Raw genomic sequence first — 26415 nt, forward strand, 5'->3', positions numbered from 1 at the left:
GGAAATCTTTAGTTAGTCCAGTAAATCTTTATTTTCAACACTATTTGTAAGTGTTTACATAGGATAGATTAAGTAACAATAGAAAAATAATAGAGAGGAGGTTAGTTTAGGATACTTGCAAGGAAGGTGTACATAAATTCAATCTATATTCAAAAAGGAGAATTGAAATTGAACATTAACACTATGAGAAAATCGTTCCCAAAACTAACAGCGATAGTGTTGGTAGTTGTCATGGTAGCTTCTGGGTTGCCGCTTACTGTACATGCTGGTGATACATGGCCGTTTAAGGAAGAAAGTGCTCATGGTCAGAACCAACCTAATGTACACGGTTATACCAGCGGACAAATTATGGATTGGACTCCCGAGAGCGATCCAGATGCTGAAAAGCTACGTTCTCATGTTCCTTTACAGAAGCGTATTGATTCTTTTGCAGCGACACAAGCGAATCCTAACCTATCTCCCGATGTACAAATGACTAATGTTTCAGGCGATTATGGAAACGCTTTTATTGAAAATGCAGCATATACAAACAAATTTGTACAGTATCATTTCAATTTCTGGCAATATATTGATTATTATTCTCCTTGGCATGGTACAGCTACGGCCTATACACCAGCTGAATATTATGACGACTTGGCCCAAAAGGATTGGCAGCAAAAATGGTTCGAATTCGGTATGTTAAATATCCCGAACCCGACCTATACGGATGCAGCGCATAAAAACGGTGTGTTGTCTTTGGCAGGGATATTCTTCTCTAACAATGACCGTGGCCAGCAAACGTATAAACAAATGATTGTTAAGGATGAAGACGGTAACTTTCCTGTAGCGGAAAAAATGGTTGAGATGGCCAACTACTTTGGCTACGATGGATATTTCATCAATCAGGAGGAACAAAAACCTAACGTAGCGGTGAAGGATATTCCAGATTACATCGCCTTTATGAAAGTGTTACAACAAGCAGGGCTATATGTACAATGGTATGACTCATTACAAACTAACGATGGCTCCAATACATTTACTAGAACATTTAACGATAACAATATTTCATTCTTGTATGACAAGAATACCGGTGAGAAAGTTTCGCAATCCTTCTTCTTTGATTACGGGGTGAAGGATGCTCAAATAAATAGTTCGGTAAACTACATTAATAAATTGAACAGTACTTATGGAACGAACTATAGCCTTTATGATATCGGTTTCGCAGGTCTTGAAGCCGGACGCGATAGATTCAAAGATGTAAATGGAACCGCACTTAATAATCTACTTAGTAATGGAGTGCCACGTTTAAGTGTTGCTACATTGGGGGCGGATTTTGTGCATGCTGGACTTGATGAGGACATGGGACAATCCTGGCCTGTTAGTAAGAGATCAGACAATGCTTATCAATGGATGACTAACTTACGTGATCAACTGTGGTGGTCTGGACCTAATGTAAACCCTACAAATGTATCTTTGAGTGAAACCAACACGGTTAGCGACGTATACGCTGATAACAGATATTGGCCGGGAATTGCATCGGTAATTACCGAACGTTCGGTAATTGGTGATACTAACTTCTACACGAACTTTAATACAGGTCATGGTTTGTCTTACTATGTGAACGGGAATGAATCTAGTAGTAGCGAATGGTCAAATATGAGCTTACAGGATGTACCTGTGACATGGCAGTGGTGGCAGGATACAGCTGGACAACAACTTACGGTTGATGTTGACTATGGTCCAAAATATAGTATCGCGGACACAGATCGCTATAACTATGAGCAAATCGGAGGATTCAACGGCGGCAGTTCACTCGTTGTAAATGGGGAATTGGATGCAGAAAACTTCCTACGTTTGTACAAGACCGATCTCGATGTTAACAAAAATTCTAAACTGTCGATCACCTATAACAAACCATCTGCTGATGATCAATCTAGTATGCAGCTTGGCTTAATCTTCAAGGATAATTCGACTGAGGTTGTTAAGCTTCCTATCGCACATAGCGGAAACAAAACGACAGGATGGTTAACAAAGGAAGTAGAACTAGGACAATATGACGGCAAATCCATTGCTGCTCTGGGCTTAGTATTTAATCCGGGTCAAGCTAAAATAGCAAACTATCAAATGAATATTGGTCAGATTAGAGTATTTGACGGCTCTGCTGTCAAACCATCTGCTCCAACAGGTCTTGCTATTACAGAAGCCTATACCGATACAAACGAGATGAACATGAAATGGAACATGGATACGGATTATTCCCAAGTAAAACAATACAATGTCTATGTAAATGACATCTACGTTGGCGGAAAATATGACGAAGTATTTTATATCAAAAACTTACCCACTCAAAAAGGAACATTGAAAGTAGTGCCTGTGGGTGCTGACGGTCTTGAGGGTGATGCGGCAACACTAGATTTTGATCTGACTGCTGCAGTATCGGACATTAAGGTAGATGCTACAGAAAACGGAGATTTCACGGTGTCTTGGAGTAATGAACAAGTAACTTCCGGAGATATCAAAGTAAAAGTTCGCTCATTGAACAAAATCACAACTCCGGCGCCGATATCGAAGGAAATGGTGGTTCCTGCCGGTTCAACAACGGCTTCATTCACAGGCATGCCTGTAAATGGTGATGACTATATCGTTACGATCTCAACAGGCGACAAGAATGCGGTAAGTTTGAGCGGTAACTTTATCGACAAGATCTCTGAACCTTATGCTGAAGCCTATTCTTGGGTTGGAGACACCATTAAATTGCCTATGCCTAACACAAGAGACTGGCGATACCTGTACGTTTATGAAGATGACCAACCTAAATCATTCTCAACGACGTACAGTGCAGGAGATTTCGAAAAAATTATCCGTGGACGTACAGTGAAATCGAGTTTGAGCTTCACAACAACAGCAAGTAAAGTACATGTGGTTATGGAAGATTATGCGGGGAATCTTTCGGAAAGCTTAGAACTTGTGAAGAGCCAGACTATTAGTAAAGTAGTGGTATCGGCTAAAGAGCTGAGCCAATCATCGGATAACGGAGTAACAACGATCTCAGCTGGTCCTGAAGTAACCGAAATTGAGCTCCCAACTGATGCTGGACAACTACTGGGTGAGAATCAATTGACGCTTCAATCTGATAAGGTAGTAGTAGGGATTACTCCTGAATTGCTACAGCAATTGAAAGATCTATTGACGCAAGAACAGCTTGCTGGAAGCAAGATTCAGGTCAATGTAACTCCTAAATCCTTAGAAGAATCAGGTATACAGACCGAAGCGATAACTACGTTACAAGGCACGACTGTTGAATTTGATCTCAATATTATAGCTGGAGATGGGACAGTTCACCGTATTTCAAGCTTTGTGAAGCCTGTAAAGTTGAGTTTGCCAATTGATGATACATTGAGAGCCAATTTATTAGGCATGTATCAAATTGCAGACAATGGTTCTTTAAATTATCTTGGTGGAAGTCGTGTTGTAGATTCAATGGAAATAGAAGCTAATCAATCAGGTAATTACGCTCTACTTGAATATACAACGAATTTTGTAGATGTACCGAAGAATCATTGGGCAGTGAATGCCATTCGGACATTAGCTGCAAAACAATTAATCCAAGGTGATTCTGAGGGTCAATTCCAACCCAGCAGTACAATTACTAGAGCGGAGTTCATGGAGCTGATGGACAATGTTCTGAGTTTGAAAGGCCAAGGGAAAGCTAGTGATATCGTTACGGGTGATTACGAGCCAAGTGCTAGCATTACTCGCCAAGAGATCGTGACGATTGTGATGCGGGCATATGCGCTGGAACATGGCACTGAACTTCCTAAGAGTTCCGCCAAGTTCAGCGATGAGTCGCAAATAGCTCCATGGGCAAAGGATAGCGTGAAAAGCGCGGTAGCTCTGGGGTTGGTAAAGGGCCGTAATGGAGATCAGTTTGCTCCGAGTGGCACGGCAACGAGAGCCGAAGTTGCTCAAATGATCATGAACTATTTAAAATAAGATTATCGTAAGCTGTTTGACGAAAGACTGTCGATCCTATCAAGGGATCGGCAGTTTTTTGTTACTGCGTAAGTTAATTAAGAGTAGGAGAGCATGAATATTGGATACATAATAAACAAGCCTTTCAGACGGGAGACCGCTTGAAAGGCTTGCTTGTTGAATAGTGATTAGCATCATGAACTAACTTACTTGGACGCCATTTCCTTAAACGATGCTTCGACAGCTTCTAAAGTGAAGTCAATATCTACATCCGTATGAGCTGTCGTTAAGAACCAGGCTTCATATTTCGATGGTGCTAGGTTAACGCCTCGTTCCAACATATTGCGGAAGAATGCAGCGAACATTTCACTGTTCGTGTCTTGAGCCTCGTCATAATCGGTGACAGGATGATCACAGAAATGAGTGGAGAAGGAACCGCGAATCCGGTTGATCGTGAGTGGGATACCATGGCGATTGGCTGAATCAGCGATACCATCGGTTAATCTCACCGTCAGGCGTTCCATTTCCTCATAGATACCTTCTCCCTGTAGTACTTCTAAGCAGGCGATACCTGCAGAGATAGAAGCGGGATTACCAGCCATCGTGCCGGCTTGATAAGTTGGTCCAAGCGGTGCAACCTGTTCCATAACTTCTTTGCTACCACCGTAAGCACCAATAGGTAGACCGCCGCCAATGATTTTGCCAAGGGCAGTAAGGTCAGGCTTGATTGCCTCATGGTTAGCGAGCCCTGCATATGTCTGTGCTGATCCATAATGGAAACGGAAAGCGGTAATGACTTCATCATAAATGACGAGTGCTCCATATTGGCGAGCTAGGCGGCAGAGATCCTCGAGGAATCCTGCCTTGGGCATAACCATACCAAAGTTGCCAACGATGGGTTCAACCATGACCGCAGCTACATCGTCGCCCCATTTCTCGAGTGCTGCATGGAGTGCTTCCGCATTATTAAATGGCACGGTGATGACTTCCTGTGCAAGACTAGACGGGATCCCGGCGCTATCTGGAATACCAAGAGTGGAAGGACCTGAACCCGCTGCGACCAGTACGAGGTCGGAATGTCCATGATAACAACCAGCGAATTTGATGATTTTGTTACGTTTGGTATAAGCGCGAGCTACTCGTATTGTTGTCATAACGGCTTCTGTCCCCGAATTGACGAATCGTACCTTGTCCATGGAAGGAATAGCTTCCTTCAGCATCTTGGCAAGCTTGATTTCAAGCACCGTAGGTGTACCGTATAATGTGCCGTTTGCCGCTGCTTCAGTAATAGCTTGTGTAATATGGGGATGGGCATGTCCAGTGATGATCGGCCCATATGCAGCTAAGTAATCGACATATTTATTGCCATCGACGTCCCAGAAATGGGCCCCTTGACCTTTACTCATAAAAACGGGTGCCCCGCCACCAACCGCCTTAAATGAACGGGAGGGGCTATTGACACCACCAACAATATGTTTGAGCGCTTCTTGATACAATTGTTCTGATTGAGAACGGTTCATGATTAAAAACTTCCTTTCAATGATAAGTTCAGTTATGAATGCAGAGCGACGTTGAAAGCAAACTCCTCAGTGCTCAAGGCTCTGAGGAGGAAGGGGTGCTCGCGTCTGTCTTCACTGAACTGTTCCCGGTGCCCGTATTGGTTGCATCTGTACTGCTATCTTCTGGATTTTCCGTTGTCTTATTAAGGACTTCCTGTACGTAAGCCTTCAATTCCTCGTCACTGCGGACACCAAGTACATCTGATCCTCCGATGTTCTGTTCAACGAGCAGCGACATAGGTGGGATTTGCTCACTGGCAATAATTTGGCTATCATAGCCTACCGTAGCGAGCTTCCACATATCATTGATGGAAAGATTAGTGTCAATGTAAGGATTCACCTTTTCCAGGATGGAAGGCAAATTCATGATAGCTGTAGTAGACTTCATTTTATTAGCTACGGCTTTAAGGAAATTCCGTTGCCGCTCTGTTCGTGTATAGTCGGACATGGCATCATGGCGGAACCTTACGTATTGAAGGGCAGTAGTTCCGTCCAAATGCTGCTGTCCCTCTTTTAGATCAATATCATATTCATGATTGTCTGCTTTACTACTGTACTTCATATCTTTCTCAACGTAGAAATCAACGCCACCTACAGCGTCAACCAACGCGATGAAGCCTTGGAAATCAGTATACACGTAATACTGGATTGGAATTCCGAGTAAATCGGATACAGCTTGCATCGCCGTATTTGGCCCATGTGTAATCGCTGTGTTAATGCGATCTTTACCGTACTCTGGTATTTTAGTATACGTATCACGCATAATGGAGAAGAGATAGCCCTTCTTAGAAACTGGATCAATAGAAGCAACCAGCATGGTATCAGAACGTGGGACTTCACCTTTCTTCAAACCACGGGCATCTACGCCCATCAGCAGGATGTTTACCCGTTCGGTTCCTTCCCATTTAGGTGGTTCAGCAATTTTTGTCTCGTTAGGTTGGACATTGTAGAAAGGAGATTCTTCGCCTTTTTTCTGGAAATTGTCCACCTGGTTATAAATGGCGATAAAGTAATAAGCCAGGATACCGGCTATAGCGATCAGGACTCCAACAACGGACCAGATGATCGCTCGCTTTGTGCGTTTCGTCATTATGTTCGTTCCTTTCACAAAAAACGATAAATTTAGTATTCTGAATGAATGCACTTCATATCATTACATTATAATTTCTTTTGTAAACACAATCAATTTCCGTTTTTACAAATACCTTAAGGAGGAGCTAAACATGTCAGAATTTGGCGTCCAAGTTGGACAACCTGTTGCAGATTTTAAACTTCCCGCTAGTGGTGGTGAAGAGATAACGCTTAGTCAATTTCGAGGTCAAAAGGTCGTTATTTATTTTTATCCCAAAAATATGACACCGGCCTGTACTCAGGAAGCATGCGATTTCCGTGACCTGAATCATCTTTTCGCTGAACATGGAGCCGTAATATTAGGTATTAGTGGGGATCCAGTAACCTCTCACGATAAGTTTATTCAGAAACAAGGACTAACTTTCCCACTTTTATCGGATGCAAATCATGAAATAAGTCGGATGTTTGGCGTATGGCAGGTCAAGAAGATGTACGGCCGCGAATATGAAGGTATCGTTCGTTCTACTTTCCTGATCGATGAGGAAGGTAAATTGCTCAAAGAATGGCGTGGTGTGAGGGTTAAGGGGCATACAGAAGAAGTGCTAAAGGTGGTAAAAGGAGAAGTTTGAGAATAAGCTCAAGGGCCAAGATTCAGGTTCAATTTCACCGAGATTTGGAAGACTTGGCCCGTGCTTTAATTGCTCGTTTTTGATAAAGGTTATAAATACTTTTACGGTAACGTAAAGAGAGATAACTAATGAGAAGCACGATTAGTATAAGCGCAAATAGAAGTGAATATTTGGCTGCTAGCTCAAACACGTGGCTCCACGCCGGACCAAACACCTTGCCGATACTAAGAAATAGAATGGTCCATATTAATGCACCACTGTAGGCATATGTTGCAAATTTTCGAAAGGGAAGGGCAATAATTCCAGAGAAATAACCCGTGAAGTGACGAATACCCGGAATGAAATATCCGATAGCAATGAGCATGGATCCATATTTTTCAAACCAATATTTGGTCTTGTTTAGCTTCTGAGGTGAGAGGAACACCCATTTACCATACTTGGTGATGAAAGGTAAACCAACCTTGCGTCCAATCCAGTAGGTAATGGTGATCCCGATTGTGGTACCAAAAAAGGACAGCGGAATCAGAAGTTGAAAATCTAATATCCCCTTATATGATAGAAACCCCGCATAAGCCATCGACGTTTCACCTGGAAAAGGGAGCGCGATAAATTCAAGTAATAACCCGACAAATACAACCCAATATCCATAATCATTAAATAACGTTTCTATACTTTTGAGCACGTCCATTAAATTTATCCACACTCCAAATCATCTTCATAACACTAGTCTATTTTATTGTCTAGCTTCATACAATCTACCAGAAAGCCAAATGAATCGTATAAACGGTGGAGGTAGAATTTGATATGAGCAAAAAAAAGATTTCCGGTTTGATGATATTCCGAATCACTGCGGTTCTGATCGCGGTAATGATTATGGTTACCCAGTTTGGCAGTGAAAAGGTGATCTTGCCGGAGGCTGCTGCCCATTCCGGGATACGGTCTCAAATTATCCCTGTGAGCGTGAAGAACACGGCAGTAGGAACAAGTGTCAGCGGATCCGTGGAAACTACTTCTACAATAGCATTGGTATCTAATGAATCGGTTAAACCGGAGGTAGGTAAAAAAGTAGTATATCTTACCTTTGATGATGGACCTAGCAAATTGACCGATCAGGTATTAGATATTCTAAAAGAAGCAAAAGCTAAGGCGACTTTCTTCGTGTTAGGAGAACAGGTCAAGCGGTCTCCTGAAATAATTAATAGAATTGTAGAAGCAGGACATGTCATTGGTAATCATTCATTTAATCATAACTACACTGAATTATATAACAATTTTAGCGAATTCTGGACACAAATCAAGCGGACTGAGGAAGAGATAAGAGAGATTACGGGGACCCGCCCACAATTAGTACGTGCACCTGGTGGAACGTATGGCCATTTTGATGATACCTACTTCAAATTATTGGAGCAGGGAGGCTACAAGGTGTTTGATTGGGATCTGGATAGTGGGGATTCTAAGCGTAAAGGGGTTCCGGCATCTGAAATTGCTCACAATATAACATCAGCCAAACAGAAAGACAAGATGATCGTGCTTATGCATGACGGAGCAGGACATGGTGAGACCGTGAAGGCCCTTCCGAAAATTATAGCTTTCTATCAAGAGCGTGGGTATGAGTTTCGCTCGTTGACCGAAGATATGACACCTGTTCAATTTCATATTGATCCAAAAATGAAGTCCAAGAACCGCGTGAATCCTTCAGCCGCTTGGGTACAGAGCCACGTTGCTCCTAATGCAGAGCTATTTGGTTCAGCAAAATCGTTGTTCGTTGAGGTTGGAGGTATTGAAACGAAACTTTCATCAGGTGAATATGAACTACAGAATGGACAGTATATAGTCCCTTTGCGAGCGACGATGGAACGACTAGGTGCAAATGTACGTTGGAATCACAAGGATCGTCGTGCAGTAATAAGTTGGGGGCAAGCCTCGGTAACACTAGATACAGCGAACAGTATCATGGCAGTGAGTGTTCCGGGACAACCGCTGTCGCAAGATAGGGTTACAGTCGAAATGAGGGATGGTTCGTTGTGGATCCCTCTAAGGAAATTGTTGCAGGCGACAGGACATGAGGTGGCAGCCGTGACTTCTAATGCGGAAGAGATCCGAGTCAAAGCATCATAAGCAAAGTTTTCAAAAAAAACTCCTCTCTCTTGTAGGTCTATTTTCGATAGCTTCTGGAGAAGCTATTGATAGATTTACAATCGAAAGATGGAGGGGAACGCAATGAGGCACGATCAGGCATGTGATCTACTAGAGAGATTGGTCAGTCGAGTAGATACAGTGATCGTTGGAAAGAAGAAAGAAATTGAGCTCGCGGTTGTGGCCATGCTTTATGGTGGCCATATTTTATTAGAGGATGTACCCGGTGTTGGGAAAACAATGTTAGTTCGCACATTGGCTGCTTGCCTAGGAGGAACATTTGGGCGGATTCAATTTACATCCGATTTGATGCCTTCTGATGTGACCGGAGTAACGGTGTATCATAATCATAATGGTCAATTTCAATTTCGGCCCGGCCCCATTTTGGCTAATATCGTGCTAGCAGATGAGATCAATCGTGCTGCACCACGAACGCAATCGGCGTTGTTAGAGGCAATGGAAGAGCGCAAAGTAACAGTGGATGGAGTTACCCATCCCCTACCCAAGCCATTTCTAATTTTGGCAACGCAGAATCCATTGGAATATGAGGGAACCTATCGCCTGCCGGAAGCACAGCTCGATCGTTTTCTGATGCGGATTACACTTGGTTATCCGCAGCCTGATCATGAAGTTGAGATGCTGGGTCGCTTCCAGGAGTCTCGGCCGATTGAGGAACTAAAGCCAGTGATGTTGCTAGAAGAGATGAGCCTCATGCAGCGCCAAGTGAGAACAGTGTTTGTCGATGAAGTTATCAAGAAGTATATGGTCGAGGTAGCTCAGGTATCACGCCGACATCCCAAGACGATCCTTGGAATCAGCCCTCGTGGAACATTGGCTTGGATGGGGGCATCTCAGGCTATGGCTTATATCAAGGGGCGGATGTATGTCATTCCCGATGATGTAAAGGCCGTAGCAGAAGCTGTTCTTTCCCATCGGATTGTACCGAAAACAGAGTCAAGAATATCGGGAATTTACGGAGGCGATGTCATTACTGAGCTGTTGAATCAGACCCAGGTTCCGATATTCAGTAGGGCCAAAGGATTGTCCTCATGAGGAACAGTGTCCTTATCTGGTTGGTAGCTGGTGTTTGCTTAGGATTAATGGCAGCTTTGTACGGATGGCGAGGTGGAAGCTCCTCGCTATTCTTAATGCTGTTATTTTTCTTTATTATGATTCAGGGAGCAGTAGTCCAACTCATTGGACCTAAGAGAGCTGTCGTAAAGAGGTCATGGAGTCCAATCACTCCTTCGGTAGGTGATGAAGTGGAGGTCACGCTTTCCATTACTATATTCGGTGGATTTCCACCCATGTGGTTAGAAGTTCGAGATGGCTTCGCAGGTCCAGCTTCTCGTATTAGTAAGGGAGTGGCGCAGAGGCAAGGAGGCGTATTATGGTTTGCTGGATTTAGAAGAGAATATTCCGGGAAATATATTCTAAATGAATTGCCACGTGGGATATATATGGACTGTCCTATCACACTAACTTGGGGAGATGCCTTTGGTTGGTTTAGACGAAGTCTATACATAGAGGGGATTGACGTTCTTATTGTTCACCCTTCCCTACTAAGAATGGATTCCTCTCAGCTAGATGGGAGAATAGAAGGAAATGACTCCGAAGAGATAGTATCTATGTCAAGAGTTTCCACCCAATTGGGAGGGCATATAAGAGAGTACGAGGCAGGAGATCCGTTACGCCGCATACACTGGAAAGGTTCTGCCAAGCGAGGATCATTATTAACTCGTATTCCGGATGAGGCTGGTCAGGAGCCTCGTTATTTACTGCTCGATACCAGAAGAGGAGCTTACGCTCATATCCTAGGGGGGAAGTCTGCAGAGAGAATGGTGGGCTTAGGCGAGACTAATCAGATGTTCGAAATGGCCATATCTGCAGCTGCAACCTGGCTAAAGAGGGAATTTACTAAAGGGAGTGGAGATGTCTACTTCTGCTATGGGGACATGGAGAGCGCAAAACATCTTTCAGGAAATCGTGGTCTATATGATGGCTTAAATTTATTGGCTGGTGTTCTGCAAGAAAACGGTGATTCTGAGTCTGTATCGAAGCTATTTGTTCGTGCTAATCAATGCCGATCCGGGAAGCCTCAAATCATGACAATTATCACTGGAATCATGACCCCAGAGATGGCAGAGTCTATTCTTCGTCTATCGAATAGCGGAGATCAGCCCGAAGTATGGTGTGTCAATAGATCGGCACCCGGCACGGAGGGTGAGAAGTGGAGTACACGCCTTCAGGAGTATGGAATTACCATTCGGTATCTCACATCACATATCGCCACATTCTCCGCGACAGAAGGAGGTACAGCCCATGTTAGTGCCTGAGAAACAAAGCTCTTCTTCTCATTCACATGTGGGTGCCTCACCTACTCATAAGTTATCGATACAGCAGAATGATGCATTAAAGGATTGGGTCCAGCGAATCATAGTATCAATGCTTCTATTTGCTTTGTTCAGTGAATGGCTCTATCCACTGTATTCGCTTATAAACGAGGGCGAAACATTTAGTGTCACGATTTTTTTTATACTAACCGGGATCTTGTTGTTTCTTGGTTGTCTGCGCTTACCTGTATTTTTGTATACGTCATTTCCTCCGTTGCTCATTATAGGGACCATGTTTTATGTCTATGGCAGGGAGAAGGGAATAGGCTGGTTTGCTAGCTATTTGAAGGTTGGGGCGGGTGATGTGTCTGAGATATTTCATTCAGGCAGAATCTATGGAATCAGCATGGAATCACGTATACTTCTGTTGCTAATCGGCTGGACTTTATTAGTTGTTTCAGTGCAAATGTTAGCGATAAGTAAGGGGAGCATCATGCTGTTCTTTTCTGTCACCATATTTTATTTGCTGGCACTTGACCTAGCATTTGACCTATCCGTGTATGCTGGACTTGTTCGAGCTGCTGCGTGGGGATTACTTCTTCAGGCATTCATCTTTATGAATCCCGCGGCGAAGAGTCGTAAAACATGGATAATCGTCGGTAGTGCTACTGTGCTGACCTGTGTTCTAGGGGCTGGTTTGCTAAGTTTGGTAATTCCAAATCGGCCCACAATGAACATTCCTTGGCATAAGGCAATCCAAGCCTTTGGGGACTGGAGTGGCGCAACATCGCCAAGTCGGCAAAGCGCAGATTACGCAATATCGGGATACAGCCGTGACGATACAGAGCTTGGTTCATCCTTGACCCTGCGACACGAACTCTTCTTCACTGCACGCTCCCCGCGCCCTACTTATTGGCGAGGAGAAAGTAAGAGCTTCTATAGTGGGCGTGGATGGACGCAAGATCCTTCTATCGAGAGTAACGCAGGATTGAAGAATATGGAGTCTACTCTTGAGGGGGCTTCTACCTTCAAAAGTGAATGGATTGAGCAAGTTATTACATTTAATAAACCTATAAGTGGGAAAGTAGTGCTTATCGGCGGTGGTATTCCGGTGAGCCTAACTAGTATTAATTCAGGTAAAGACCAAGCAGGATCATCGCTATCAGCTCCTCGATTTGATGCGGAATCCGATGCATTAATTATCGATTCTGTAAGTACGGCACAACCTCTTCAAGGTTATGAGCTGACAGTAGCATTACAACAAGTTCCAAGTGAGAAACTAAGACTTACTCAAGGTTCTGATCCTGAGGATAATGTGCAACGTTATTTGCAACTTCCGGTGAAATTACCCCAGCGTGTGAGAGATCTGGGAATTACTTTGGTTCGGGATACATCCAACCGTTATGATGCAGTCCTCGCTGTCATGAATTATTTGGAGTCAAATTATACCTATAGTCTGACTTCCAACATTCCCTCAGCAGGGGATGACTTTGTCGATCACTTCTTATTTGAAGCACGAAGTGGATATTGCGATCATTTCTCCACTTCCATGGCGGTCCTGCTCAGAAGCGCTGGCATTCCTACGCGTTGGGTAAAGGGGTTTGCTCCGGGAGAGCCTAATAAACAGGACAGTCGACTCTATAACGTAAGTTATGCAGATGCTCACGCATGGGTTGAGGTATATTTTCCTGGTGAAGGTTGGGTTCCGTTTGATCCTACTCCGGGGTTCGATTATGATGCCGGAGCTTCTGTATCATCTCTTCATGACGAGGATAGCGGTAAGTTATCTAGCATCATTCCGATGATTAACAATACTTGGGGAAGCTTGAAGCAGGGGATAAGTGAAGCAGCTCTAAAACTGCAATTGTGGATGCATCGATATTTGGTTGAAACAATTGCTGTAGTTCTCGGTACTGGATTCCTGACCATGGTATACCGGGAGATTATGTTTCGCAGGAATATCATTCTCTTATGGCTACAGATGGTCAAACCTTATCGCCGTTTTCCAGATCGGACCCTGATGCTGAGCGCTGCAGAAAGGGTATGGCGTGAGATTTACTTACGTTATGGTAATAAGCCACAAACGATGACGGTTAGGGAATATGCCCAGCTCATCACTTGGGGTAATCAGGAAAAAGGGGTGCGATTAGAACACTTCATCACTGTATGGGAATCCTTATATTATGGAAGAATTAGGATAGACCGAAAAGCGAGTAGGGATTTTCTAAAACAATGCTGGAATATGGCTGTTCAGCAGGAATAATATCACATATGTGATCTTCCTTGACTACCTCTTTTGTCGTTTCGTATAATAAGTCTCATATTAAGGGAGGCTCGGTAATGAAAAAGCCAAGTGAAATCGTTGTTGTTCTGGATTTTGGAGGACAATACAATCAGCTAATAGCAAGAAGAATTCGTGATTTAGGTGTTTATAGTGAATTATTGCCATACAACACTTCAGCGGAGCGTTTGCGTGAGCTAGCTCCAAAAGGGATTGTGTTCTCTGGTGGACCGTCCAGCGTTTATGAAGAAGGTGCACCGAAAATTGATCAAGCTATCTATGATATCGGTGTTCCAATTTTCGGGATTTGTTATGGTATGCAATTAATGGCCCAAGATTTGGGTGGTAAGGTAGAACGTGCGGCTAAGCGTGAATACGGAAAAGCCGATGTAGATTTTGCCGATCATTCTGTATTGACAAAAGGACTGGATGCCAAACAAACCGTTTGGATGAGCCACGGAGACCATGTTGTGGAGCTTCCAACCGGGTTCCGTATCGACGCTTCGACAGAACATGCGCCAATCGCTGGTTTTGCTCATGAAGAGCGTCAGATGTTTGGCGTACAATTCCACCCAGAAGTACGACATTCTGTACATGGGAATGAAATGATTAAAAATTTCCTGTATGAAGTGTGTGGTTGCAAAGGTGACTGGAGCATGGAGACGTTTATCGAGGACGCGGTTCAAGATATTCGTAACAAAGTTGGAGACAAAAAAGTATTGTGCGCGCTGAGTGGTGGCGTTGATTCTTCAGTAGTGGCTATGCTTATTCACCGCGCAATAGGTGATCAATTGACATGTATGTTCATTGACCATGGTCTCTTACGTAAGGGAGAAGCAGAAAGCGTTATGGAGACATTTGTCGGCAAATTCGACATCCATGTCGTGAAGATTGACGCACGTGAACGCTTCCTTAGTAAGCTAGCTGGTGTGGATGATCCTGAACAAAAGCGTAAGATTATCGGTAATGAGTTTATTTACTGCTTCGATGAAGAGTCTGCTAAGATGGGTGATTTTGATTTCCTAGCGCAAGGTACACTGTATACGGATATCGTAGAGAGTGGAACAGCGACAGCGCAAACGATCAAATCACATCATAATGTTGGTGGACTACCTGAAGACATGAAGTTTAGCCTGATCGAGCCGTTGAACACACTCTTTAAAGACGAAGTACGTAAAGTCGGCGAAGAGCTTGGTATGCCGCAGGCCATCGTCTGGAGACAGCCGTTCCCAGGTCCTGGACTTGCCATTCGTGTGCTTGGCGAAGTAACGGAAGAGAAGCTTAAGATTGTTCGTGATTCTGACTTCATTCTGCGTGAAGAAATCGCCAAAGCCGGATTAGATCGCGAGATCTGGCAGTATTTCACCGCATTGCCAAACATGAAGAGCGTAGGTGTTATGGGTGATGCTAGAACCTATTCTTACACCGTCGGCATTCGTGCCGTTACCTCCATCGACGGTATGACAGCCGACTGGGCACGTATCCCTTGGGACGTACTTGAGAAAATCTCGGTTCGTATCGTTAACGAAGTGGAGAACGTCAACCGTATCGTTTATGACGTTACTTCGAAACCACCTGCAACGATTGAGTGGGAATAGGAAATAGAATAAAAGCCGGAATCTCTTGGTTTTCAAGGGATTTCGGCTTTTTGTGCTTTTGTTTTATAGAGATGCTTGATATGGTACGCCTTTAATGAACGTTTCGACGACTTCGAAGTTCTCGTCGAGCAGGGCGAGATCTGCATCGTAACCTGCTTCAATTCGCCCGATTTGATTCAACTGAAGGATCGACGCCGGCGTGGCAGAAGCCATCCGAATGCTGTCTTCCAGCGAGATGCCGAACGTTGTGCTCAGTTTGAGGGAACGGTTCATCGTTATCGTGCTGGATGCCAACGTGCCATCTTGCAGTCTCGCAATGCCGTCCCTGACCGTCACGTGATGACCGCCGAACAGATATTCGCCATCGCCGACCCCCATGGCTTGCAGCGCATCGGTCGTTAAAACCATGCGTTCCGGTCCCTTGATTTTATGCATGAGGCGGATAATGCCGGGATGCAAATGCACACCGTCGACAATCGCTTGAACGCTGACCTGATCGTTCTCTAATGCGGCAGTCACAAGTCCGGGAGAACGATGATGGATGCTCGGCATGGCATTGAAGCAATGGGTGATATGGGTGGCTCCTTCATGGAAGGCCAATTGTGCTTCCTCGTAAGTAGCGTCGGAATGGGCGATGGCGACCACGACATTTCTGCGTGTTAAATCATGAATAAGTTCGATGCCGCCAGGCAGCTCGGGAGCGATCGTGACCATCTTGATCAGATCTCCGGCTTCGCGGAAGATTAGCTCCATTTCATGAAGATCAGGATGTCTCAAATATTTCGGGTTTTGCATGCCTTTGCGCGCAACGTTCAAGTAAGGGCCTTCCAGGTGGATTCCGACAATTTTGGCACCCTCTTCATGACCGACGACTTGTTTGACGCTGCGAATCATGGCGAGAAGGTCATCCAGTGAAGAGCTTACGGACGTAGCCAGAAATCCAGTGCATCCTGTTTCTGCGCATGCTTTGGATACCGCTTGAATGCTAGTCGTCGTTCCATCCATCATGTCATGATTTTTTGCGCCGTGGATATGGACGTCAATCATACCTGGAATCAACAGGTTATGCTGTCCGTCCAAGATACGGTCTGCATCTTGAACATCTTCCGCTGCCGGATTCGGAGGAAGTATGGATTTGATTTTGTGATCTTCGATCCAGACGCTAGCAGGCATAAGCGCTCCGTTCTGAATCATCGTAATGTTGGAAAGTATCGTCTTCACAGGTGCTCCTCCTCTGAGGTTACTATGACTTCAATGCCGTACAAGTCTAGTTTTTCTTGGATCGCTGCAGGCAGATGCTGATTGGTAATAAGAAGATCGATTCCTTCAAAGCTGATTTTAAAAGACGACGTCTGATTCATTTTAGATGCATCCACCACGAGACAGACTTTTTTGGAATGCTGTAGAATCGATTTTTTCACTTGGACATCTTCCAGCTCAGAATAGAACAGCCCATCTTCGGTTATGCCTGAAGCGCCGATAAACGCATAGTCAAAATAAAATTGCTTCAGTTGCTCGCCGATCGAAGAACCGTATAAAAGGTGGGAATCGGGGTTGAAATAACCGCCCAGCAAATATACTTTGTTGTCTTGATGTCGGGACGAGACGGAAATCGCATTGTCGATCGAATGGGTGACGACGAGCAATCCCGTCTGTGTCAGCTGTTTGGAAATGAAATGCACCGTCGTGGAGACATCGAGCATGATCGTTGCTCCGTTTGGGATCCATTCAACGGCTTTGGCCGCAATGGCTTGTTTATCGATTGCATGATTTACTAGACGATCCGTATAACTTGCAATTTGGGCTCTCATGACCGGCAAGGAAATGCCGCCTCGAATGCGGTCGACTAAGCCTTGCTCCGTTAATGCGAGTATGTCTCTTCGTGCCGTATCTTTGGAGATGGAGAAGATCATGGCCAATTCTTCTTGTGTCAATTGCTTTCGATCTTCCAATATTTCTAGAATCCTCGCTAATCGTTGCGTTTGATCCATGTTGATCACCTCACACCAAAGGTATCACAAAATGAAGCGGTTTGCAATTATGTAAGTTTTTTTAGATTATATATTAAGTTTTTGTAAGTTTTTTTTGTGCTATTAATATTGATTGATTTAGAGGGCAAGCGAATCAGATTGCGTGAAATAGTAACGGTCGAGTGGGGATGAATAACCAATAAATTACGAAGTCTGGAATTCGTTACTATACGACTCCAGACTTTTTTTGTAGGATAATGACATGAGAAGTAAATTTTACGGAGAAAAACACTAATAATATAACCAATCACGAACGTTTATTGATTTTTCATAAAATAATATTCGTTTTTATGTTGACAATATAGTTCTTCACGCCTAGAATAAATCATGTGATAAGTCTTCAAAGTAAGACTGTCGGGGATATTCGACAAACTACAACTAAATGCTTTTCGTATAATTCCGGGGATTGGCCTGGGAGTTTCTACGAGATCACCGTAAATGATCTGGCTACGAAATGAAGAAGCGTGATATGTATGAAGTGTTGGACTTAAGTGACGGCAACCAAGTCGATTTAAGTGTACAGCATTTTTTCATGCCTCTTTTGTTCACATAGCCGGGGTGAGTGTTAATGTAACCCGGGCTTTTTGTCGTTTCCGACTCATTATAAGGAGGAGTTTTTAAATCATGGATCGGTTCTTTAAGCTTAAACAGAATGGTACAACAGTACGTACGGAAATTATGGCGGGTCTGACCACGTTTATGGCCATGGCTTACATCCTAACGGTCAATCCGAACACGCTTACTGCATTTGGTCAGATTGATATGGGCTGGTACTCTGTTTTCTTGGCGACTGCTCTTGCAGCTGGTATTTTCACGATCGCCATGGGTCTTTTCATTAACTTCCCAGTAGCACTTGCACCAGGTATGGGCCTGAATGCTTACTTTGCCTCCGTTATTCTGTCTTCGTCTACAACGGATCATCCTTTTACTTGGGAAATGGGTCTAACAGCCGTTTTTATCTCTGGTTTGATTTTTATCCTACTTACAATTACTCGGGTACGCCAAATGTTGCTGGATGCAATTCCAGACTCACTTAAACATGCTATCACGGTAGGGATCGGGTTGTTCATTGCGATCCTTGGTCTTAAGAACAGTGGTTTGATGACCATTGGTGTTGAGGCTGGTAATGATATTGCTGCACATACATTTACAGATGTACTTTCTTTTGAAACAGTTATCCACATGGGTAGCTTGACAAACAGTGATGTTCAACTTGCTATTATTGGTTTGCTTCTGATCGGTATCTTGATGGTACTTAATGTTCGTGGTGCGATTCTGTTCGGGATTTTAGGCACAACAGTTGTTGCATTGTTAATGGGTGTTGTAGATCTAAACACTTTGTCAGATCCACAAACTCCATGGATTCCTGATTTTACACAAGTTAACTTTATGAAGTTTGACTGGGATGGTATTCTTCATACCGGTATCGTATCTGCAATCGTTACATTTACATTCGTTGAATTGTTCGATACTTTTGGTACATTAGTTGGTACGGCAACTCGTGCCGGAATTATGAAAGACCCTGTAGAAGGTAAGAAACGCGTTGGTAAAGCTATGTTTGTTGACGCTGTAGCTGTTACGGGTGGTGCAATGTTAGGTACTTCAACTACTACGGCTTTTGTTGAGAGTGCAGCTGGGGTAGCTGAAGGTGGACGTACAGGTCTTACCGCAGTAACGACAGGCGCATGTTTCTTGTTAGCATTGTTCTTAGCTCCAGTGGCTGCTCTGATTCCAGGTTCTGCAACCGCTGCTGCACTGATTATCGTCGGTGTGTTGATGATGCAGTCCGTTCGTGAGATTGATTTCCAAGACATGGTTGTAGCTATTCCAGCGTTCATGACGATCGCTATGATGCCTTTCACTTATAACATCGCAAACGGAATTTCGTTTGGTATCGTATTCTATGTTGTTCTTGCATTCGTAGCTAATGTTATTGGGAAGAAAAAATACGATATTCATTGGCTCATGTGGGTATTGGCCGTACTGATAATTCTTCGTTATATCTTCCTTGGTAGCGCAGGTTAACATCTCATCTAACTATTAATCTACTTCGAATACCTGCAGGTCCGTCATACGGACTTGCAGGCTTTTTTTATGCGTATAGGATTGACCGATACCGGTTATTACATTAGATTAAAGATAATGTTACTAGTATAGTTATTTTGTACCAATAATATATTACCTAGATTCAACCTCTTTGCTTCTAGGCCCAATCACAATTTAATCAAAATAACCGTCAGTATAATATCTGACCGATGCAAAATTATCGTCTGAGGTGAAGAGGGGAAATGTCGAGGATAACAAAATATGTTGTGGCTATTGGAGTATTGCTGCTCCTGGTAAGTTTGAATCCTGCCCGCATTTTTGCAGCGGAGAACTTAATACAAAATGGAGGCTTTGAGAACGCCCAATCGGCAGTGCCTGAATTTTGGAGCCAAGATGTATGGGTGACAGAGGAAAGTGCTAGTCAACTTTCTGTGGAGAGTGGTGAAGTTCATTCAGGTAACTCGGCTGCGGTTGTTAACAATTTTAATCCAGATCATGCCAAATGGGTTCAGAAGGTGTCCGTTGAGGCAAATTCATATTATAAAATATCAGGTTGGGTCAAAGTTGTGCAGATGGAGGAGGCTGCCACAGCAGGGGCCAACCTATTTATATTGGGCGTTATGGGAGATTATCCCCAATTAATCACCCCTAGTGGCACTTGGGAAGAGATTTCTTTTTATGGGCAAACGGGTCCTGATCAACAAGATGTATCTATTGGTGCGGGAATCGGCGCATATGGAACGCTCGTAGCGGGAAAGGCGTTATTCGATGATATTTCCGTAGAAAAAGTAGACAAACCTGGACAAGGGATTTCAGTCATTTCGATGTTTGCTCCAGAAAATCAGGGACAAGATGAGAACAAGCAAGAAGAAGTAACTAAAAAGCCTGTCTCGGTTTTACCCGTGCTAGCGATCACCGTGTTATTCAGTTTGTTGTTTGCGTTCGTATACACAAAAATGCTGCGGAAACAGTGGCAGGAGATATTAAGACCGGATTACAAGATGTGGCTATCACTTTCAATTGTGACAGCGTTAATCATTCGTATTTGGATTGCAGTAGCGATACCTGGGTATACCGGAGATTTGTATACTTTTATGGGTTGGGCGGATCGCGTGGTAACACAAGGGATGGGTCACTTCTATCAAGATGGGGTATTTGCTGATTATCCACCTGGTTATATGTATGTCCTTTATTTACTAGGGTCTATCAAATCGGTATTCGGGCTTGAATCGACTTCTGTAGCTGCAAGACTTCTCTTTAAACTCCCAGCTATATTAGGTGACTTAACTGCAGGAATTATCATCTATCGATCGGGGCAGAAGAGATTTGGAAAGGGTCTAGCTCTTGGCTTGATGTTGCTATATCTGTTTAACCCAGGTACTTTAGTAAACTCTGCGGCTTGGGGGCAAATGGACGGGTTCTTCGTTATATTCCTAATTCTGGCTATTATCAGTAACACGGAAGGACGGATGGAGCGGTCGGCAGTTTGGTTTGCTATTGCAGTATTAATTAAACCCCAAGCGCTAATCTTTACTCCAGTACTTCTTCTAGCATTTCTATATCGACGTGATTGGAAACGGGTTTTGTATAGTGCAGGTTATGGTCTGGCAGCATTCGTCTTGCTATCACTCCCTTTCTTCTGGGGGAATGGAGGGTTTGTAGCACTAGTTAATCTCTACAAGTCGACGTTATCCTCTTACCCTTATGCATCAGTTAATGCATTTAATCTATTTGCCCTAACCGGTGGGAACTGGGTACCTATTGATCAGAAATGGTTACTTCTTTCCTATCAGACTTGGGGAAACATTTCGATACTTGTGGCAACTGCATTAGCAGTGTACTTTTTTATGGGTAAAGCGGGGAAAAAAGCGGCAGCCTCTTATTTTATAGGACTTGTACTGATTTCAGTCGTTTTCATTCTTGGTCCTAAAATGCATGAGCGTTATATGTTTCCAGCATTAATCCTTTGCTTATTCTGCTTTATTCAGAGCAAAGATAGACGTTTCCTTTCTTTATATTTCGGGTTCAGTGTGACTCAATTTGTGAATGTCGCTTATGTCCTACATTCCTATACGTCTATTGGGCAGGGTCCACCTACGGACGGTATCGTAATGTTATGCTCTATAGGTAATTTGGGATTGCTGGCCTACATGCTGTATTTGGGATATGACATTTATTATCTTGGGAAGCGGAGGCTACTACAGCCGATCACTGAGCAAGAAAGGGTGGAGAAAGAGAACAAGATATTATCTGAGATCGTCAAATCGGACACTAAACCGAAGAGAGGAGATTCCAGATTTTTAAGACGAAAAGATTGGATATGGATTGTAGCGATCACTCTTCTGTATACGGCATTAGCTCTTAATAATTTGGGATCAATGAAGGATCCTCAAACGGTGTGGGAACCACGTGCGGCAGGAGAGAACTTTTATGTAGATTTAGGCGATACAAAACAACTGGCGCAGATGAATATTTTTGGTGGTGTAGGTTCAGGTAAATATAAGATTGAATTTGGTAATTCTCCAGATGAGTGGTCTCAAGCACAGGAGGTAGACCCAACAGGCAAGGTATTCGAATGGAATATCATTCCTATAGATGTAAGTGCACGTTATGCGAAGCTAACAGTTGAGACACCTGGATTTATGCTGCATGAGATTGCTTTCTTTGAACAGGGGAAATCGACACCTACAGATATTAAGGAGATTTATGCGGATAATGCCACTGGCTCAATCCAAGGGACGCCAGCTAATCTATTTGATGAGTCATCGTCCGTTGCTTATAAACAAAGTTATTTAAATAGTACTTATTTTGATGAAATCTATCATGCTCGTACTGCTTACGAACATTTACACGGGATAGTACCTTACGAGAATACCCATCCGCCGCTTGGTAAACTACTGATAGCTATCGGGATAAAGTTGTTTGGAGTAACCCCTTTTGGATGGAGGATTGTTGGCACGTTATTTGGTGCAGGAATGTTACCTATTATTTATGTCTTTGCCCTACGTTTATTTGGTAAAAGAGAGTATGCGGTCACCGCAGCATTGCTATTTGCACTAGATTTCATGCATTTTACATTAACCAGAATTGCTACGATCGATGTATATGGTGTCTTTTTCATCATGCTGATGTTTTATTTTATGTATCGCTATGTGTCGCAGAATTTTTACTTAATCCCGTTAAGGAAGACACTTAATCCACTGTTCTTATCAGGTTTATTCTTTGGGATTGGTGTAGCATCAAAATGGATCGTGCTTTATGGCGGAGCTGGATTAGCGATCATGCTAGGAATTTCACTCTATGAACGTTACCGTCAGTCTGTTGCAGCTAGCAAAGCATTAGCAAAAGGAGGGCTGAATAATGCAACACGATTAGCTTACGAACATGCGGCGAGGTCATTTGGACGTAACTGTATTATTACGTTGGCTTCATGTATCGGCTTCTTTATAATAATACCGTTAATTATATATAGTTTAGCTTTTATTCCATCGTTAACGGCTTCTCAAGCTGGATTTACTATCAAAGGCTTAATACAGGAACAAACGAATATGTATCATTATCACAGTCAGCTTCAATCGACCCATCCCTTTGCCTCTTCATGGTGGGAGTGGCCGTTTATGAAAAGACCTGTTTGGTTCTATAGCGCTGGTGATCAAGTTGATCCCGGATTAGTCTCAAGTATAGTTACAATGGGGAATCCTTTGGTTTGGTGGAGCGGTATATTTGCTATGCTATTAACGATTTGGTTCACAATTAAGCGTAAGGATAAAAGGTTTTACGTTATATGGATCGCTTTTCTGTCGCAATATGTACCATGGATGTTAGTGCCGAGATCCACTTTTTTGTATCACTATTTTGCAATGGTGCCATTTATGATTTTAGGCATTATTTATATGATGAAAGTGTTTGAATCCAAGTTCGAGAGTTTTAAATACATTCGCTATTCTTATATTGCCGTAGCTGCTCTGTTATTCATCATGTTCTATCCGGTGCTATCTGGAATGGTCGTTAAACAAAGTTATGTAGATCATATTTTGCGCTGGTTCCAAACGTGGGTTTTTTAGAATTTAGATTACGGTAAAATTTGAAAGGAGAATGATCATGTCAATCATGTACAGCATTATTGTCCCCATGTTCAATGAGGAGGAAGTTATTGAGCATACTTATCTCAGGTTGAAACAGGTAATGGATTGCACCGGAGAGAACTACGAAATGATTCTAGTAAATGACGGAAGCAGGGATCGTACAGCAGCCATTGCCGGTGATATTTCCAATAGGGATTCTAATGTGCGTGTGATCGATTTCTCGAGAAACTTTGGTCATCAAATTGCAATTACTGCAGGTATGGATCACGCGAAAGGACATGCTATTGTGGTTATTGACGCAGACCTTCAAGATCCACCGGAAGTCATTCTCGATATGATCTCCAAATGGAAGGAAGGGTATGAGGTCGTATACGCGAAAAGGTTGGTTCGTAAAGGCGAGACTTTGTTCAAGAAAATCACGGCCAAATTATTCTACCGACTGCTAAGAAAAATGACCAGTGTTGAAATTCCACTCGATACTGGAGATTTTCGTCTAATAGATCGTAAAGTTTGTGATGTGCTTAAGGGGTTGAAGGAGAAGAATCGTTTTGTTAGAGGTCTTGTGAGCTGGGTCGGGTTTCGCCAAACGTATGTGGAGTATGTGCGCGAAGAACGTTTTGCAGGTGAAACGAAATATCCACTGCGTAAAATGATTTCATTTGCGTTGGATGGAATTACATCCTTCTCCTATAAGCCATTGAAGATGGCTTCATATCTAGGCTTCACCTTGTCGATATCAAGTTTCATATATTTGTTCGTCGTATTATTTCAAAAGATATTCACATCCAAAACGATCGCAGGCTGGGCTTCAGTTATAGGGATTAATTTATTGTTCAACGGTATCGTCCTCATGCTATTAGGTGTTATTGGGGAATACATCGGACGTATTTATGACGAATCTAAAGATAGACCTTTGTATATTGTCAGTGAGACCAAAGGTTATCCTGAGACTAAGGAAGTACAAACAACAGAAATATCGGAGGCTAAGACGGAAGCATATGTCGGTTAAATCTCTCAAAAAACCAATTGAACAATTTTTGAAGTTTAACTTGGTAGGTTTAGTGAACACGGGAATCGATTTTGTGATATTTACCTTGTTGTTGTGGTTGGGGGTATTCGCGTTATTGGCTCAGTGTATTTCGTATGCAGCTGGTACGTTGAATAGCTACTTTATGAATAAACGATTAACATTTAATGATAGGATCGACCATCAGCAAAAATTTGATATTGCAAAGTTTACGAAGTTTGCATTGATCAATTTAGTGGTTCTTGGTTGCTCGCTTCCTTTATTGTCTTTGCTCATCCACCAGGTGGGTCTTCATCCCATTCTAGCTAAGCTGATCGTGACTTGTGGTACTGTAATCATTAACTTCTTTGCTACTAGGAAATGGGTGTTTGTAGAGAAACATGGAAGAAAAAGTGAAATGTGATAAAAAAATCTTGACGTGAATAAATAAACCATATATGATACAGATAAATTGGATGAATGTGCTAAATATCACTGATTTTTTGAGTTGATAACATCGAGATGGAGAATCCATTTTTATATTGTTATCATGTATAATAGCAAACTATCCGAAAGGATAGGACGCAAAGTCCGGAGTCTAATGTACCTTAGGTGCAATGATCGTCCGACTGCCATGAGTTTTATGATGGCAGTCTTTTTTGTGTTTAAATGACATAAATTTTAGGTAGGAGAAACTTTTATTTACAATCTATCAATATGTTTATGGAGGTGAGCACTTGAGAAGAAGGGGAAAGAGCCAGATTGTATGGGTGAGTATGTTGATTTTGCTGCTCATTGTAGGCTCATTACAAGGTTTTAGAGGGACGGCTCGTGCAAGTGGATCAACTTACTTAGGGGTAGCGGGTGATTTTAATTTCTTTATTTTTAAGGACCTCAATATGTCTAATTCTGATGTAGAAGGAAGAGTGGCAGTTGGGGGAAATGCTAGTTTTGCTAACTATTCGATTAATAGTGAGAAAGTGCCAGGTGAACAGGCTTTGATCGTAAAGAAAGATTTAGTCTTCAGTAACGGTCAAATTAATAGTGGCGATGCAGTATATGGAGGCTCCTTAACTGTTTCCGGTCTTGGCATTCCGGATGGTGAATTGAGACAGGGAAATATCGATAATGTAATGGATTTTGAAAATGCAAGGTTGGATTTGATTAAAAGTTCTTCGGAACTAGCTAATCTTCTACCAAACGGAATAGTCAATTCCAGCGAGCCTCAGCCTTTGAAATTAAAAGGTGAGGATCCTGTACTTAATGTCTTTAGTATCGATCAAAACATTGGAGAGTTATGGTTGGATGTTCCTGAGGGTTCGACAACGATTATTAATGTTAGCGGTACGAATAGAGTTATGGGGACAGCAGGATATTTTAATATAGACCCTCAAAGGGTATTGTTTAATTTTTATGAAGCAACATTAGTTCAGATCTTGGATGGTGGAGTTAAAGGTTCGGTACTTGCACCTAAAGCTCATATTCAGACGACATATGGTCAAATTGATGGAACGTTAGTTGCTGATTCAATTATAGGAAGTATAGAAGGACATCATGTCCCATTCATTGATCCCCCACTAGTTCCGACACCGAGCCCCACACCAAGTGTAACACCGAGCCCCACACCAAGTGTAACACCGAGCCCGACACCAAGTGAAACGCCGAGCCCGACACCAAGTGAAACGCCGAG

The 26415-nt window shown here is 43.0% G+C and carries 17 protein-coding genes and 2 riboswitches; of the genes, 12 read left to right on the forward strand and 5 right to left on the reverse strand.

Annotation, left to right across the window (positions count from 1 at the left end):
- The first annotated feature begins 183 nt into the window (after positions 1 to 183).
- Positions 184 to 3972: an endo-beta-N-acetylglucosaminidase gene (locus tag IEW05_RS23580; protein ID WP_194434162.1), complete on the forward strand. Its 3789-nt coding sequence runs from the start codon at positions 184 to 186 to the stop codon at positions 3970 to 3972.
- Positions 3973 to 4157: 185 nt separating this feature from the next.
- Here IEW05_RS23580 and IEW05_RS23585 read toward each other — a convergent pair whose 3' ends face one another.
- Positions 4158 to 5471: a glutamate-1-semialdehyde 2,1-aminomutase gene (locus IEW05_RS23585; protein ID WP_188542314.1), complete on the reverse strand. Its 1314-nt coding sequence runs from the start codon at positions 5469 to 5471 to the stop codon at positions 4158 to 4160.
- Between the two features lie 73 nt (positions 5472 to 5544).
- Positions 5545 to 6600, reverse strand: coding sequence for an LCP family protein (locus IEW05_RS23590; RefSeq protein WP_188542315.1), 1056 nt, complete (start codon positions 6598 to 6600; stop codon positions 5545 to 5547).
- A gap of 133 nt (positions 6601 to 6733) precedes the next feature.
- Here IEW05_RS23590 and bcp point away from each other — a divergent pair, with 133 nt between their 5' ends.
- Positions 6734 to 7210: a thioredoxin-dependent thiol peroxidase gene (gene bcp / locus IEW05_RS23595; protein WP_188542316.1), complete on the forward strand. Its 477-nt coding sequence runs from the start codon at positions 6734 to 6736 to the stop codon at positions 7208 to 7210.
- Between the two features lie 34 nt (positions 7211 to 7244).
- On the opposite strand, the gene IEW05_RS23600 is transcribed toward bcp, so the two are convergent.
- On the reverse strand, positions 7245 to 7898 hold the full coding sequence (locus IEW05_RS23600) for a DedA family protein (protein WP_188542317.1): 654 nt from the start codon (positions 7896 to 7898) through the stop codon (positions 7245 to 7247).
- A 116-nt stretch (positions 7899 to 8014) separates the two neighbouring features.
- On the opposite strand from IEW05_RS23600, the gene IEW05_RS23605 reads away from it, so the two are divergent.
- The 5 genes from IEW05_RS23605 to guaA all read left to right on the forward strand — a co-directional run bounded on the left by IEW05_RS23605 (position 8015) and on the right by guaA (position 15558).
- Positions 8015 to 9328, forward strand: coding sequence for a polysaccharide deacetylase family protein (locus IEW05_RS23605; RefSeq protein ID WP_188542318.1), 1314 nt, complete (start codon positions 8015 to 8017; stop codon positions 9326 to 9328).
- Between the two features lie 102 nt (positions 9329 to 9430).
- Positions 9431 to 10399: an AAA family ATPase gene (locus IEW05_RS23610; protein ID WP_188542319.1), complete on the forward strand. Its 969-nt coding sequence runs from the start codon at positions 9431 to 9433 to the stop codon at positions 10397 to 10399.
- Positions 10396 to 11682 carry a DUF58 domain-containing protein gene (locus IEW05_RS23615; protein WP_188542320.1) on the forward strand — a complete coding sequence of 429 codons (1287 nt, stop codon included), beginning with the start codon at positions 10396 to 10398 and terminating at the stop codon, positions 11680 to 11682. Before IEW05_RS23610 ends, IEW05_RS23615 begins: the two co-directional genes overlap by 4 nt.
- On the forward strand, positions 11669 to 13942 hold the full coding sequence (locus IEW05_RS23620) for a transglutaminase-like domain-containing protein (RefSeq protein ID WP_188542321.1): 2274 nt from the start codon (positions 11669 to 11671) through the stop codon (positions 13940 to 13942). The genes IEW05_RS23615 and IEW05_RS23620 overlap by 14 nt, the downstream gene beginning before the upstream one ends.
- Positions 13943 to 14019: 77 nt before the next feature.
- On the forward strand, positions 14020 to 15558 hold the full coding sequence (guaA, locus tag IEW05_RS23625; protein WP_188542322.1) for a glutamine-hydrolyzing GMP synthase: 1539 nt from the start codon (positions 14020 to 14022) through the stop codon (positions 15556 to 15558).
- Between the two features lie 63 nt (positions 15559 to 15621).
- On the opposite strand, the gene nagA is transcribed toward guaA, so the two are convergent.
- Positions 15622 to 16752 (reverse strand): N-acetylglucosamine-6-phosphate deacetylase, encoded by a 1131-nt coding sequence (gene nagA / locus IEW05_RS23630; RefSeq protein WP_188542346.1) that lies wholly within the window; start codon positions 16750 to 16752, stop codon positions 15622 to 15624.
- Between the two features lie 23 nt (positions 16753 to 16775).
- Positions 16776 to 17549, reverse strand: a complete 774-nt coding sequence (locus IEW05_RS23635) for a DeoR/GlpR family DNA-binding transcription regulator (protein ID WP_188542323.1) — start codon at positions 17547 to 17549, stop codon at positions 16776 to 16778.
- A 408-nt stretch (positions 17550 to 17957) separates the two neighbouring features.
- Positions 17958 to 18058: riboswitch (purine riboswitch) on the forward strand.
- A gap of 154 nt (positions 18059 to 18212) precedes the next feature.
- Between IEW05_RS23635 and IEW05_RS23640 the strand changes: the two genes are divergently transcribed.
- The 5 genes from IEW05_RS23640 to IEW05_RS23660 all read left to right on the forward strand — a co-directional run.
- Positions 18213 to 19613 carry an NCS2 family permease gene (locus IEW05_RS23640; protein WP_188542324.1) on the forward strand — a complete coding sequence of 467 codons (1401 nt, stop codon included), beginning with the start codon at positions 18213 to 18215 and terminating at the stop codon, positions 19611 to 19613.
- A 263-nt stretch (positions 19614 to 19876) separates the two neighbouring features.
- Positions 19877 to 23698 carry a glycosyltransferase family 39 protein gene (locus IEW05_RS23645; RefSeq protein ID WP_188542325.1) on the forward strand — a complete coding sequence of 1274 codons (3822 nt, stop codon included), beginning with the start codon at positions 19877 to 19879 and terminating at the stop codon, positions 23696 to 23698.
- Between the two features lie 31 nt (positions 23699 to 23729).
- Positions 23730 to 24728: a glycosyltransferase family 2 protein gene (locus tag IEW05_RS23650; protein WP_188542326.1), complete on the forward strand. Its 999-nt coding sequence runs from the start codon at positions 23730 to 23732 to the stop codon at positions 24726 to 24728.
- A complete protein-coding gene (locus IEW05_RS23655) occupies positions 24718 to 25149 on the forward strand; it encodes a GtrA family protein (protein ID WP_188542327.1) in 432 nt (143 codons plus the stop codon). The genes IEW05_RS23650 and IEW05_RS23655 overlap by 11 nt, the downstream gene beginning before the upstream one ends.
- A 125-nt stretch (positions 25150 to 25274) precedes the next feature.
- Positions 25275 to 25362: riboswitch (cyclic di-GMP riboswitch) on the forward strand.
- Positions 25363 to 25462: 100 nt separating this feature from the next.
- Positions 25463 to 26415 (forward strand): choice-of-anchor A family protein (locus tag IEW05_RS23660; RefSeq protein ID WP_188542328.1); only part of this gene is annotated, 953 nt, incomplete at its 3' end.

The organism is Paenibacillus segetis (assembly GCF_014639155.1).
GTDB classification, from domain to species: Bacteria; Bacillota; Bacilli; order Paenibacillales; family Paenibacillaceae; genus Fontibacillus; species Fontibacillus segetis.

Coding starts and splice junctions, on each gene's coding strand:
- guaA (WP_188542322.1), top strand. CDS start 14,020: ATGAAAAAGCCAAGTGAAATCGTTGTTGTTCTGGATTTTGGAGGACAA.
- bcp (WP_188542316.1), top strand. CDS start 6,734: ATGTCAGAATTTGGCGTCCAAGTTGGACAACCTGTTGCAGATTTTAAA.
- IEW05_RS23645 (WP_188542325.1), top strand. CDS start 19,877: ATGTCGAGGATAACAAAATATGTTGTGGCTATTGGAGTATTGCTGCTC.
- IEW05_RS23650 (WP_188542326.1), top strand. CDS start 23,730: ATGATCATGTCAATCATGTACAGCATTATTGTCCCCATGTTCAATGAG.
- IEW05_RS23615 (WP_188542320.1), top strand. CDS start 10,396: ATGAGGAACAGTGTCCTTATCTGGTTGGTAGCTGGTGTTTGCTTAGGA.
- IEW05_RS23620 (WP_188542321.1), top strand. CDS start 11,669: ATGTTAGTGCCTGAGAAACAAAGCTCTTCTTCTCATTCACATGTGGGT.
- IEW05_RS23610 (WP_188542319.1), top strand. CDS start 9,431: ATGAGGCACGATCAGGCATGTGATCTACTAGAGAGATTGGTCAGTCGA.
- IEW05_RS23585 (WP_188542314.1), bottom strand. CDS start 5,471: ATGAACCGTTCTCAATCAGAACAATTGTATCAAGAAGCGCTCAAACAT.
- IEW05_RS23635 (WP_188542323.1), bottom strand. CDS start 17,549: ATGGATCAAACGCAACGATTAGCGAGGATTCTAGAAATATTGGAAGAT.
- IEW05_RS23590 (WP_188542315.1), bottom strand. CDS start 6,600: ATGACGAAACGCACAAAGCGAGCGATCATCTGGTCCGTTGTTGGAGTC.
- IEW05_RS23580 (WP_194434162.1), top strand. CDS start 184: ATGAGAAAATCGTTCCCAAAACTAACAGCGATAGTGTTGGTAGTTGTC.
- nagA (WP_188542346.1), bottom strand. CDS start 16,752: ATGATTCAGAACGGAGCGCTTATGCCTGCTAGCGTCTGGATCGAAGAT.
- IEW05_RS23600 (WP_188542317.1), bottom strand. CDS start 7,898: ATGGACGTGCTCAAAAGTATAGAAACGTTATTTAATGATTATGGATAT.
- IEW05_RS23655 (WP_188542327.1), top strand. CDS start 24,718: ATGTCGGTTAAATCTCTCAAAAAACCAATTGAACAATTTTTGAAGTTT.
- IEW05_RS23640 (WP_188542324.1), top strand. CDS start 18,213: ATGGATCGGTTCTTTAAGCTTAAACAGAATGGTACAACAGTACGTACG.
- IEW05_RS23605 (WP_188542318.1), top strand. CDS start 8,015: ATGAGCAAAAAAAAGATTTCCGGTTTGATGATATTCCGAATCACTGCG.